The sequence below is a fragment of the Streptomyces sp. XM83C genome (genome assembly GCF_023072675.1).
Lineage (GTDB): Bacteria > Actinomycetota > Actinomycetes > Streptomycetales > Streptomycetaceae > Streptomyces > Streptomyces thermocoprophilus.
In genome coordinates, this window is sequence record NZ_JALLGL010000032.1 from 1 (window position 1) to 12199 (window position 12199).

At 72.0% G+C, this 12199-nt stretch carries 8 protein-coding genes and 1 riboswitch; of the genes, 2 read left to right on the forward strand and 6 right to left on the reverse strand.

The features are described 5' to 3' along the window. The coding region (locus MTQ10_RS06290; protein ID WP_247463109.1) for a GNAT family N-acetyltransferase at positions 1-1999 on the reverse strand (1999 nt) is incomplete at its 3' end. 257 nt (positions 2000-2256) lie between these two features. Between MTQ10_RS06290 and MTQ10_RS06295 the strand changes: the two genes are divergently transcribed. Then, entirely contained in the window at positions 2257-2538 is a 282-nt protein-coding gene (locus MTQ10_RS06295) for an HPr family phosphocarrier protein (RefSeq protein ID WP_030235221.1), read from the forward strand. Between the two features lie 365 nt (positions 2539-2903). Here MTQ10_RS06295 and MTQ10_RS06300 read toward each other — a convergent pair whose 3' ends face one another. The 4 genes from MTQ10_RS06300 to MTQ10_RS06315 all read right to left on the reverse strand — a co-directional run bounded on the left by MTQ10_RS06300 (position 2904) and on the right by MTQ10_RS06315 (position 7859). Then, positions 2904-3590 carry a GntR family transcriptional regulator gene (locus MTQ10_RS06300; RefSeq protein WP_247463111.1) on the reverse strand — a complete coding sequence of 229 codons (687 nt, stop codon included), beginning with the start codon at positions 3588-3590 and terminating at the stop codon, positions 2904-2906. 319 nt (positions 3591-3909) lie between these two features. Then, complete coding sequence (locus MTQ10_RS06305) at positions 3910-4683, reverse strand: M23 family metallopeptidase (RefSeq protein ID WP_247463113.1); 774 nt, start codon at positions 4681-4683, stop codon at positions 3910-3912. A gap of 12 nt (positions 4684-4695) precedes the next feature. After that, a riboswitch (cyclic di-AMP (ydaO/yuaA leader) is annotated at positions 4696-4860 on the reverse strand. Positions 4861-5082: 222 nt separating this feature from the next. Next, positions 5083-6471: a M16 family metallopeptidase gene (locus MTQ10_RS06310; RefSeq protein WP_247463115.1), complete on the reverse strand. Its 1389-nt coding sequence runs from the start codon at positions 6469-6471 to the stop codon at positions 5083-5085. After that, the gene (locus MTQ10_RS06315) at positions 6468-7859 is read right to left on the reverse strand and encodes a M16 family metallopeptidase (protein WP_247463117.1); all 1392 of its coding nucleotides are present in this window, start codon (positions 7857-7859) and stop codon (positions 6468-6470) included. Before MTQ10_RS06315 ends, MTQ10_RS06310 begins: the two co-directional genes overlap by 4 nt. 302 nt (positions 7860-8161) lie before the next feature. On the opposite strand from MTQ10_RS06315, the gene MTQ10_RS06320 reads away from it, so the two are divergent. Continuing rightward, positions 8162-10612, forward strand: a complete 2451-nt coding sequence (locus tag MTQ10_RS06320) for a DNA gyrase/topoisomerase IV subunit A (protein WP_247463119.1) — start codon at positions 8162-8164, stop codon at positions 10610-10612. Positions 10613-10685: 73 nt separating this feature from the next. On the opposite strand, the gene MTQ10_RS06325 is transcribed toward MTQ10_RS06320, so the two are convergent. Then, the gene (locus MTQ10_RS06325) at positions 10686-11810 is read right to left on the reverse strand and encodes a CobW family GTP-binding protein (RefSeq protein WP_247463121.1); all 1125 of its coding nucleotides are present in this window, start codon (positions 11808-11810) and stop codon (positions 10686-10688) included. Between the last annotated feature and the right edge of the window lie 389 nt (positions 11811-12199).

Here is a 12199-nt window from a genome sequence, read left to right on the forward strand (position 1 = left end):
TTTTGTTTTTTTTCAAGCAGAAGGCGGCATACGATATGCAGCGTAGTCTCGTGGGCTCGGCGGGTTCGTTGCTCGGGGGCAGCTGTTGCGAGGGGCGCACGCGCCGGGGCTCGGGCGGCTGTGCGCCCGCCTGGGGTGCGGTGCTCGCGGCGGCGGAGAGCGCCTCGGCGAGGCCGCCCAGCTCGACGTGGACGACGAGTACGGGCTTGCCCGGCACGGCCTCGGCGGCGGAGCGCAGCGCCTCGGCGAGCTCGGCGTCGCCGGGCGGGCCCTCGCCGATGGCGGGGATGGCGGTGACGACGACGGCGTCGCAGGTGTCGTCGGCGAGCGCGCGGGCGAGAGCCGTACGGAAGTCCTCCGCTGAGGCGGCCGTGGTCAGGTCGATCGGGCGGTGAGGTCGCAGTCCGGCGGCGACGCACTGGTCGTAGGTGAGCACGCCGAGCGACTCGGAGTTGCCGAGGATGGCGACGCGCGGCCCGGCGGGCAGGGGCTGGCGGGCCAGCAGCAGGCCTGTGTCGACCAGCTCGGTGATGGTGTCGACGCGGATCACGCCGGCCTGCCGGAGCAGCGCGGAGACCGTGGCGTGCGGCAGGCGGGTCGCCCGGACGGCGTGCCCCTGGGGGGCGGTGCCGCTGCCCTGGACGACGACGAGCGGCTTGGCGGCGGCGGTGCGGCGGGCGAGCCGGGTGAACTTGCGCGGGTTGCCGATGGACTCCAGGTACATGAGCACGACGTCCGTGTCGGGGTCGTCGTACCAGTACTGGAGGACGTCGTTGCCGGAGACGTCGGCGCGGTTGCCGGCGGAGACGAAGGTGGACACGCCGGTGACCCCGGTGACGCCGCCGCCGCGGCGGTGCAGCCGGGACAGCAGGGCGATGCCGATGGCGCCGGACTGGGCGAACAGACCGATGCGTCCGGGTCGTGGCAGCTCGGGGGCGAGGGAGGCGTTGAGGCGGACCGCCGGGGAGGTGTTGATCAGGCCGAAGGCGTTGGGGCCGATGATCCGCATGCCGTACGCGCGTGCCTGCCTGACGAGGGCGCGCTGGCGTTCGCGGCCGTCGGGGCCGCTCTCGGCGTATCCGGCGGAGACCACGACGAGGCCCTGTACGCCGTGCTCGCCGCATTCGGTGACGACGGCGGGGACGTGTTCGGCGGGTACGGCGACGACGGCGAGGTCCACGGGGCCGTCGATGTCGCGCACCGAGCGGCGGGCGGGGACGCCGTCGAGTTCGCCGAGGCCGTCGGGGAAGGCGCGGTTCACGGCGTACAGGCGGCCGGTGAAGCCCGCTTCGCGGAGGTTGCCGAGGATGCCGCGGCCGACGCCGCCGGGGTGGCGGCCGACGCCGACGACGGCGACGGAGCCGGGCATCAGCAGGCGTTGCACGGAGCGGGCCTCGGCGCGGTGTTCGCGCGCGTACTGCACGGCCAGGGAGCGCTCGGTGGGCTCCAGGTCGAGTTCCAGGCGTACGACGCCGTCCTCGAAGCTGCGCTTCTGGGTGTAGCCGGCGTCCGTGAACACCTTGATCATCTTGGTGTTGGCGGGCAGCACCTCGGCGGCGAAGCGGCGGATGCCCCGTTCGCGGGCGACGGCGGCGATGTGCTCCAGCAGGGCGGAGGCGACGCCGCGGCCCTGGTGGGCGTCCTGGACGAGGAAGGCGACCTCGGCCTCGTCGGCGGGCGCGGAGGCGGGCATTCCGTCGGCACCGATCCGGTCGTAGCGCACGGTGGCGATGAACTCGCCTCCGACGGTGGCGGCGAGCCCCACCCGGTCCACGAAGTCGTGGTGGGTGAAGCGGTGGACGTCCTTGGCGGACAGGCGGGGGTAGGGCGCGAAGAAGCGGTAGTACTTCGACTCGTCGGAGACCTGCTCGTAGAAGCTGACCAGCCGGTCCGCGTCGTCGGCGGTGATGGGGCGGATGCGCGCGGTGCCGCCGTCGCGCAGCACCACGTCGGCTTCCCAGTGTGCGGGGTACTCGTGCCGGTCCGAGGTGCTCTGCATGGGGCCCAGAGTACGGCCAGGGCCTCGCTTTCGGATCAGGGCCGCTCGGGTCGCGGTACGGCGCCGTCCGGCCCCTGCGGAGCGTGAGACGGTCCTGGCGTACGGCGACGGCAGGGGGCAGTCTGTGGGGAGACGGACGTCGGGCCGAGGCCGCGGCCCGACGCCGTTGCCCGGGCGGCATCGAGGCCTCCCGGGGCATCCCTCACGATGTGGGAAACTGGTCTAGACAACCCTGAACACCTGAAGGGCAGCAACACATGGCTGAGCGCCGCGTCAACGTCGGCTGGGCCGAGGGTCTCCACGCCCGCCCCGCCTCCATCTTCGTCCGAGCCGCCACGGCCGCAGGCGTCCCGGTGACGATCGCCAAGGCCGGGGGCACCCCCGTGAACGCGGCCTCCATGCTGGCCGTCCTGGGCCTGGGCGCCCAGGGTGGCGAGGAGATCGTCCTCGCCTCCGACGCCGAGGGTGCGGACGCCGCCCTCGACCGTCTGGCGAAGCTGGTCTCCGAGGGGCTCGAGGAGCTTCCCGAGACCGTCTGAGCCGGTCCGGCACACACGGGAGCCGCGTCGCCCTTCGGGGCGGCGCGGCTTCCGCGTCCGCGGGGTGCTCGGTGCTTGAGGGAACTCACGGTTCGGGGCGCTGCGCCCGCGGGTTCGGCGTCCGCGGGCGCTGCGAGCGGGCAGTTCCGCGTCTGCGGGCGAGGTGAGCCGACGGAGCCGGGCGGCCTTGTCTCCTGGCGGCGCGCCCGCTTTTCCGACCTCGCCGCGTCATGATTTCCGTACCGCTGCGCCCGCCGTTCCCGGGCGTACCGAAAAAGCGGCGACGCGAATGTGCGGCGCACGCGGAAATGGGCAGCAGAAATACTCCGCCACCGAATATCACTTCTTTGTATACGGCGCTGGTGTTAAAGCCGCGGACCGGCCACGTTTACGGGATGTTGCGAAGTCCTCACACGGTCCGCGCCCGTACCGAACCGCAGCCTGTGGGCCGCGCGGGAGCGCTCGGTGTGCGCGGCGGTCAGGGCACGCGCGCGTTCGCTGTCGCCGCGCGCCACGGCGTCCACGATCGCCCCGTGCTGCGCCCACAGCTCGACCGGGTCGGCGGGCGCCTCGACGACGTACATCCAGGCGATCTTCTGCCGGAGCTGGGTGAGGGTGGAGGCGAGGGCCTGGCTGCCGGAGGCCTGGATGAGCGTCTCGTGGAACCAGCCGCCCAGGGAGCGCAGGTCGTCGCTGTTGCCCTGCTTGGCGCGCTCCTGGCCCAGGCGGACGAGTCCGCGCAGCACCTTGAGGTGGGCCTCCGTGCGCCGCTGGGCGGCCCGGGAGGCGCCCAGCGGCTCCAGCAGCAGGCGCATCTCCAGCAGGTCGGCGGCCTCCTGCTCGGTCGGTTCGGCCACGCACGCGCCCGCGTGCCGACGCGTCACGACGAACCCCTCCGCCTCCAGGGTGCGCAGCGCCTCGCGGACGGGGACGCGCGAGACGCCGTAGCGCCGCGCCAGCAGTTCCTCGGTGAGCCGGCTGCCGCGCTCGTGGACGCCCGCGACGATGTCGTCCCGGATCGCCGTGCATACCGAATGCGCGGGAACACGCATGACCGACCTCCGCCTTAATCCCCGTGACACGTCGCCGATTGACGTGCGTTCAGTGACTCTATGGCAATCCGGCCGAATTTCCGACGGCGCACGGTAAACCAAGGATATTTTTTGGACAGATACAGGTTTTGATACGTCGCGGATACACGCCGGATACACGCGGGCGGTGTCTCGGAGGCGCGCGGTCCGCTCCCGGTGGCACGGCGGGCGCGCCGCGCACGGCACCCTTCCGGAGCGGGGTCGCCTCACGCGCCCTGCCGGAACGCCGAAGCCCCCCGCCGCGGAGGCAGGGGGCTTCGGGAAGGTCTCGTACGGCGTCTCAGAGGCGTACGCCGTGCTCGCGGAGGTAGGCGACGGGGTCGATGTCCGAGCCGTACTCGGGGCTGGTGCGCGCCTCGAAGTGCAGGTGCGGTCCGGTGACGTTGCCGGTCGCGCCGGACAGGCCGATCCGCTGCCCGGCCTCGACGTGCTGGCCGACGGAGACGGCGATGGAGGACAGGTGGCCGTACTGGGTGTACGTGCCGTCGTGCATGCGGATGACGACCTGGTTGCCGTACGCGCCGCCCCAGCCCGCCTCGACGACGGTGCCGTAGCCGACCGCGTGGACGGGGGTGCCGCTCGCGGCGTGGAAGTCGATGCCGGTGTGGCTGCCGGAGGACCACACGGCGCCGCCCGCACGGTAGGCGGTCGAGACGTACGACTGCGGGATCGGCGAGACGAAGGTGTTCAGGCGCTTGCGCTCGGCCTCGCGGGCGGCGCGCTCCCGGGCCTCGCGGGCCTCCTTCGCCGCCTGCGCGGCCTTCTTGCGGGCGGCCTCCTCGGCGGCCTGACGCCAGGCGGCGTCCTTCTGGGCCTCGGCCTGCGCGTCGATCTCCTCGGCCACCGGGTCTGTCTGCGGGGCGGCGGAGTCGTCCACGGCCAGCACGGGCAGCAGCCCGGTCTGCTCGGAGGCGATGTCGTCGGCGAGCGCGGGGGCGGCGAGAGAGCCGATGACGCCGGTGGTGGTGAGAGCGGCGACGCCGGCGGCCTGGGCGGTGGTCCGCTTCATCCGGCCGGGACGGCGGTGCTTACCGGTGGCGCACATGAACGCCATGTACAGGCTTGTCCTTTCCTTCCCTCTCGCCTACCGGGTTAGCTGACGGGTTCGGAGCAGGAAGGTCTCCTACGGGCCCCCTCGCGCGTGGCGCGGGCGTCCGATTCACCCCAGGGACTGCGGTGGGTCCCCGGCTCCCCTGGCTCGCGCCGTACGGGGACTCGGCGATGGCTGTCCGGTGCCGCGGGTGCGGCGCACTGCCCGACGAACAGCCCGGACGACGCTAAAGGGACGGACTTTCAATCCTCAAACGGAACACGGGTTTTGTAGCGCATCCCACAGGCCAGATGGGCAACCTCCGCCCCAATCCGGACATATGGCAGCCCGTGTCGTCTCAGGACGCACGCGGGCCCTGGCGGTCCGTCACCACCAGGGCCCACGCGCGTGTGCCTGCTTCGGCTACTCGGCCGTCACGACGCTCACTTCGCCGATGCCGAGGGCCTCCACGGGCTCCTTGATCTGCGCGGCGTCACCGACGAGGACGGTCACCAGCCGGTCCACCGGGAAGGCGCTCACGACCGCCGCGGTGGCCTCCACGGTGCCCGTCTCGGCCAGCCGGCGGTACAGCGAGGCCTGGTAGTCGTCGGGCAGGTGCTGCTCGACCTGGTCGGCGAGCGTGCTCGCCACGGCCGCGGCCGTCTCGTACTTCAGCGGCGCCACACCGACCAGGTTCTGCACGGCCACGTCCCGCTCGGCGTCGGTCAGGCCCTCCGCGGCGAGGGTGCGCAGCACCTTGAACAGGTCGTCGAGGGCGGGCCCGGTGTTGGGCGTGTCGACGGAGCCGCTGATCGCGAGCATCGAGGCGCCGCTGCCGTCGGGCGCGGAGCGCAGGACCTGCCCGAAGGCGCGCACGCCGTACGTGTAGCCCTTCTCCTCGCGCAGGACGCGGTCCAGGCGGGAGGTGAGGGTGCCGCCGAGGCAGTACGTGCCGAGCACCTGCGCGGGCCACACCCGGTCGTGCCGGTCGGGGCCGATCCGGCCGATCAGCAGCTGCGTCTGGACGGCGCCGGGCCGGTCGACGATGACGACCCGGCCGGTGTCGTCGGCGGTCACCGGCGGCACGGGCCGCGGCGCGGCCTGGGAGCCGGTCCAGGCGCCCAGGGTGTCGCCGAGGAGTCCGTCGAGGTCGATGCCGGTCAGGTCGCCGACGACCACGGCCGTGGCGGTGGCGGGCCGTACGTGACGCTCGTAGAAGGCGCGGACGGCCGCGGCGTCGATCCGGGCGACGGTCTCCTCGGTGCCCTGGCGCGGGCGGGACATGCGCGAGGTCGCCGGGAACAGCTCCTTGGACAGCTCCTTGGCCGCCCTCCGGGACGGGTTGGCCAGCTCGTGCGGGATCTCGTCGAGGCGGTTGCGCACCAGGCGTTCGATCTCGCTGTCGGCGAAGGCGGGGGCGCGCAGCGCGTCGGCGACCAGGCCGAGCGCCTTGGCCAGGCGGGAGGCGGGCACCTCCAGGCTGAGCCGGACGCCGGGGTGGTCGGCGTGGGCGTCGAGGGTGGCGCCGCACCGCTCCAGCTCGGCGGCGAACTCCTCCGCCGTGTGCTTGTCGGTGCCCTCGGAGAAGGCGCGGGCCATGATCGTGGCGACGCCGTCGAGGCCGGCCGGTTCGGCGTCCAGGGGTGCGTCGAGGAGCACCTCCACGGCGACGACCTGCTGGCCGGGGCGGTGGCAGCGCAGCACGGTCAGGCCGTTGGCGAGGCCGCCGCGCTCGGGTGCGGGGAACGCCCACGGCTTGGGCTCGCCCGCCTTGGGCTGCGGGTGGAAGTCCATCTGGGCCGGCTCGGTCACTTGGCCGTCTCCTCGTCGTCGGTGGCTTCCACGGTGGCCGCGGACTCCGGGTCTTCGGTTCCTTCCACGTCCTCGGCGTGCTCCGCGGCGATCGGCTCGTAGACGAGCACCGCGCGGTTGTCGGGGCGCAGGCGGGCCTTGGCGACCTCCTGGACCTCCTCGGGCGTGACGTCGAGGACGCGCTGGACGGCGGTGAGGGCGAGCTGCGGGTCGCCGAAGAGGACGGCGTACCGGCAGAGTTCGTCGGCGCGGCCGGCGACCGTGCCGAGCCGGTCCAGCCACTCGCGTTCCAGCTGGGCCTGGGCGCGCTCCATCTCCTCGGGGGTGGGTCCCTCCTCGGCGAAGCGGGCCAGCTCCTCGTCGATGGCGGCCTCGATGACGGGCACCTCGACGTCGCCGGAGGTCTTCACGTCCAGCCACCCCAGGGAGGGCGCGCCGGCGAGGCGCAGCAGGCCGAAGCCGGCCGCGACGGCCGTACGGTCGCGGCGTACGAGCCGGTTGTACAGGCGGGAGGACTCGCCGCCGCCGAGGACGGTCAGGGCGAGGTCGGCGGCGTCGCACGCGCGCGTGCCGTCGTGCGGCAGCCGGTAGGCGGCCATCAGCGCGCGGGCGGGCACCTCCTCCTCGACGACCTCGCGCAGCTCCCGGCCGATGATGTCGGGCAGGGTGCCGTCGCGGGGGGCGGGCTTGCCCTCGTGGGAGGGGATGGAGCCGAAGTACTTCTCCACCCAGGCGAGGGTCTGCTCGGGGTCGATGTCGCCGACGATCGACAGGACCGCGTTGTTCGGCGCGTAGTAGGTGCGGAAGAACTGGCGGGCGTCCTCCAGGGTGGCCGCGTCCAGGTCCGCCATCGAGCCGATCGGCGTGTGGTGGTAGGGGTGGCCCTCCGGGTAGGCGAGGGCGGTCAGCCGCTCGAACGCGGTGCCGTAGGGAACGTTGTCGTAGCGCTGGCGGCGCTCGTTCTTCACGACGTCGCGCTGGTTCTCCATCGACTCGTCGTCGAGGGCGGCGAGCAGGGAGCCCATGCGGTCGGCCTCCAGCCAGAGGGCGAGTTCCAGCTGGTGGGCGGGCATGGTCTCGAAGTAGTTGGTGCGTTCGAAGCTGGTGGTGCCGTTGAGGGAGCCGCCGGCGCCCTGCACCAGTTCGAAATGGCCGTTGCCCTTGACCTGGGCGGAGCCCTGGAACATCAGGTGCTCGAAGAGGTGGGCCAGGCCGGTGCGTCCCTGGACCTCGTGGCGCGAGCCGACGTCGTACCAGAGGCACACCGCCGCGACCGGGGTCAGATGGTCCTCGGAGAGCACCACGCGCAGGCCGTTGGCCAGGCGGTGCTCGGTCGCTGTCAGGCCGCCGGAGCCTGCCTCGGCTGTGGCCGTGTGACCCATGGGCATGTACGTCCCTTCGATCGCGAGCGGTCGTGGAAACCGCGCGTTTCCTGCCGGTCCTGCCACTGTATGCAAGCGGAGGGACGGGCGGCGAAGTTCCCGCCGGACGTACGCCGAGAGCGAGATCGCGTAGCCTCGGCGCATGTCCCCGGTACCGGACCGGGCGATCCGGGGCGGACGCGTCCCGGAGCCGCGTGACGCCGGGGCAGTGTTCCTGTCACGCCGGGTCCCGGCCCGCGCTGTCAGTCCCGCGGTCCACAATGGTCCGCGTCAGATCCCGTTCACGCTTCAGCAAGGAGCCAGGAGCGATGGCCCGCCGCAGCACGAAGACCCCGCCGCCCGACGACGCGTACGAGGAGAAGATCCTCGACATCGACGTCGTGGACGAGATGAAGGGTTCGTACCTCGAGTACGCGTACTCGGTCATCTACTCCCGCGCCCTGCCGGACGCCAGGGACGGTCTGAAGCCGGTGCACCGCCGCATCGTCTACCAGATGAACGAGATGGGCCTGCGCCCCGACCGCGGCTATGTGAAGTGCGCGCGCGTCGTCGGCGAGGTCATGGGCAAGCTGCACCCGCACGGCGACTCGTCGATCTACGACGCGCTGGTGCGCATGGCGCAGCCGTTCTCCATGCGGGTGCCGCTGGTCGACGGCCACGGCAACTTCGGCTCGCTGGGCAACGACGACCCGCCGGCCGCGATGCGCTACACCGAGTGCCGGATGGCCGAGGCGACCGGGCTGATGACGGAGTCGATCGACGAGGACACCGTCGACTTCCAGCCCAACTACGACGGGCAGGAGCGCGAGCCGGTCGCGCTGCCCGCGGCCTTCCCGAACCTGCTGGTCAACGGCACGTCCGGGATCGCCGTCGGTATGGCGACCAACATGCCGCCGCACAATCTGCGCGAGGTCGTCGCCGCCGCCCGCCACCTGATCAAGCACCCGAACGCGGACCTCGACACGCTGATGAAGTTCGTGCCGGGCCCGGACCTGCCGACGGGCGGCAAGATCGTCGGCCTGTCCGGCATCCGCGACGCGTACGAATCGGGCCGCGGCACGTTCAAGATGCGCGCGACGGTGACCGTGGACAACGTGACGGCGCGCCGCAAGGGTCTCATCGTCACCGAGCTGCCGTTCACGGTCGGCCCGGAGAAGGTCATCGCGAAGATCAAGGATCTGATCAACGCGAAGAAGCTCCAGGGCATCGCCGACGTCAAGGACCTCACCGACCGTGAGCACGGCCTGCGCCTGGTCATCGAGATCAAGAACGGCTTCGTGCCGGAGGCCGTGCTGGAGCAGCTGTACAAGCTGACGCCGATGGAGGAGTCCTTCGGCATCAACAATGTGGCCCTGGTCGACGGCCAGCCGCTCACCCTGGGTCTGAAGGAGCTGCTGGAGGTCTACCTCGACCACCGCTTCGAGGTGGTGCGGCGGCGTTCGGAGTTCCGCCGCGGCAAGAAGCGCGACCGGCTGCACCTGGTGGAGGGCCTGCTGACAGCGCTCGTCGACATCGACGAGGTCATCCGGCTGATCCGCTCCAGTGAGAACTCCGCGCAGGCCAAGGAGCGCCTGATCGAGCGGTTCTCCCTGAGCGATGTGCAGACGCAGTACATCCTGGACACGCCGCTGCGCCGCCTGACGAAGTTCGACCGGATCGAGCTGGAGGCGGAGCGGGACAAGCTGACCGCGGAGATCGAGGAGCTGACCCGGATCCTGGAGTCGGACGCGGAGCTGCGCAAGCTGGTCTCCAGCGAACTGGCCGCGGTGGCGAAGAAGTTCGGCACGGACCGGCGGACGGAGCTGCTGGAGTCGGCGGGCGCCCCGGCGGCAGTGCCGCTGCAGGTGGCGGACGACCCGTGCCGGGTGCTGCTGTCCTCCACGGGTCTGCTGGCGCGTACGGCCGACAGTGACCCGTTCGAGGACGCCGGCGGGCGCCGGGTGAAGCACGACGTGATCGTCTCGGCGGTGCCGGCGACGGCGCGCGGCGAGTTCGGTGTGGTCACGTCGGCGGGCCGGCTGCTGCGGGTGAACGTGGTGGATCTGCCGACGCTGCCGGAGACGATGACGTCGCCGAACCTGTCGGGCGGTGCCCCGCTGTCGGAGTTCGTCTCGCTCGCCGACGACGAGCGGGTGGTGTGCCTGACCACGCTGGACGAGTCGTCGGTCGGTCTCGCCCTGGGCACCGAGCAGGGCGTGGTGAAGCGGGTGGTGCCGGACTATCCGGCCAACAAGGACGAGCTGGAGGTCATCACCCTCAAGGAGGGCGACCGGATCGTGGGCGCCGTGGAGCTGCGCACCGGGGAGGAGGACCTGGTGTTCATCACGGACGACGCACAGCTGCTGCGCTATCAGGCCTCGCAGGTCCGGCCGCAGGGCCGCCCGGCGGGCGGTGTGGCGGGCATCAAGCTCGCCGAGGGCGCGAAGGTGATCTCGTTCACGGCGGTCGATCCCGCGTCGGACGCGGTGGTGTTCACGGTGGCGGGCTCGCGCGGCACGCTGGACGACTCCGTGCAGACGACGGCCAAGCTGACGCCGTTCGACCAGTTCCCGCGCAAGGGCCGCGCCACGGGCGGTGTGCGCTGCCAGCGGTTCCTGAAGGGCGAGGACTGCCTGTCGCTGGCCTGGGCGGGCACGGCGCCGGCGCGGGCCGCGCAGAGGAACGGCTCCCCGGCCGAGCTGCCGGAGATCGACCCGCGCCGGGACGGCTCGGGCGTGTCCCTGCCGAAGACGGTCGCGGCGGTCGCGGGCCGGATCTGAGGCGCGCGGCGCTGATCGTGCCGGGCGGGTGCGGCGGGCGGGCGGTGCCCGCGGCACCCGCCCGGTCGTGTACTCAGGGCTCGTCCGGGTACGGCGGCTCCTCGGCGTCCGGTTCCGACTCCGGGTGGCGGACGTACCGCAGGACACCCCACATGCCGTGCTCGTCGGCGGTGTTCGGGGGCTCGGCGCGGCATGCGTCCAGCGCCTTGGTCAGGGCTTCGGTGTCGATGCCGGAGCCGATGAGGACGAGCTGTGTGAGGCGGTCCTCCGGGGCGGTGGGCCAGGGCTCGGGGTAGAAACGCAGGAAGCGTCCGACGGCATGGACGGCGTACCGGTTGCGGGTGTCGTGCGGCCCGAAATCGACGTACCCCTTGATCCGGTACAGCCCCTCCGGCCTGCTGTCGAGGAAGTCCATCAGCCGCCGCGGGTCGAGCGGCGTGGCCGAGGTGAAGGCCAGGCTGTCGTACGCGGTGTGCAGATGCCCGTCGTGGCCGTCCTCGGGGTGGGTGTCGTCGTGCAGGTCGTCGAAGGAGAGCTGCCCGATGCGCTCCTCGCCGGGCCGGCAGTCGAAGAGGAACTCGGGGTCGATCCGGCCGTATGTCGCCGGGACCACGGCGGCACGGTCGGTCAGTGACCGGACCAGGCCGAGGACACGCTCGCCGTCGGCGGCCCGGTCGAGCTTGTTGACGACGACGAGGTCGGCAAGCCCCAGATGCCGGTCGATCTCGGGGTGCCGCGCGCGGGTGTCGTCGAACTCGGCGGCGTCCACGACCTCGACCAGCCCGCCGTACACGACACGCGGGTTCTCGCAGGCCAGCACCATCCGCACCAGCTCCTGCGGCTCGGCGAGCCCGCTGGCTTCGATGACGACGACATCGATACCGAGAGACGGGTTGACCAGACGGTCCAGGTATTGATCAAGCTCACCGGCGTCGACCGCGCAGCACAGGCATCCGTTGCCGAGGGAGACGGTGGAGTCGCCGAGCGCGCCGGCGACGGCCATCGCGTCGATCTCGATGGCGCCGAAGTCGTTGACGATCGCGCCGACACGGCTGCCGCCGCTGCGGTGCAGCAGATGGTTGAGCAGGGTCGTCTTGCCGGAGCCGAGGAATCCGGCGAGGACGACGACGGGAACCTGCGGCGGGTTCAGCTGCGGCTGCGAACCCGGCTCGCCTTCCGTGCTCCGGCTCGGACCCAAGATGCGACCTCTCTCGCGCCGACGCGCACACCGGCTCACGACCCGGCATGCCTCCGAGGATGGAATGAGGCCCCAGGATACGAGCCGCCCGAATCTCCACGAAGTGAACGATTGTCAGCAGCATCGGCAGGGCGGACGTCGGGCAAGGCGCCGGAGTGTGCGACCCTCGCTTCCCTCTGTGCGCCTCCTCTCCGCCTCCCCGCCGATCAGAGCCGCTCGGCACTCTGGAGGCGGCGAGCGCCGCCCATCGCTCGCCGGTCCCCTCAGTCGACCCGTCTCCGACGACCGGCGGACGGCTGCCTGAACCGGGGGTTCCAACCGCACGTTCAGTCACTACCTGTTGGTGTACAGGTGGGGTGGGGTGCGCGAGGGGGAACTCACCGCCCGGT

What these genes read in the sequence shown, in the direction of transcription:
- MTQ10_RS06315 (WP_247463117.1), bottom strand. Translation starts at nt 7,859, where the DNA reads ATGCCCATGGGTCACACGGCCACAGCCGAGGCAGGCTCCGGCGGCCTG.
- MTQ10_RS06320 (WP_247463119.1), top strand. Translation starts at nt 8,162, where the DNA reads ATGGCCCGCCGCAGCACGAAGACCCCGCCGCCCGACGACGCGTACGAG.
- MTQ10_RS06305 (WP_247463113.1), bottom strand. Translation starts at nt 4,683, where the DNA reads ATGGCGTTCATGTGCGCCACCGGTAAGCACCGCCGTCCCGGCCGGATG.
- MTQ10_RS06300 (WP_247463111.1), bottom strand. Translation starts at nt 3,590, where the DNA reads ATGCGTGTTCCCGCGCATTCGGTATGCACGGCGATCCGGGACGACATC.
- MTQ10_RS06295 (WP_030235221.1), top strand. Translation starts at nt 2,257, where the DNA reads ATGGCTGAGCGCCGCGTCAACGTCGGCTGGGCCGAGGGTCTCCACGCC.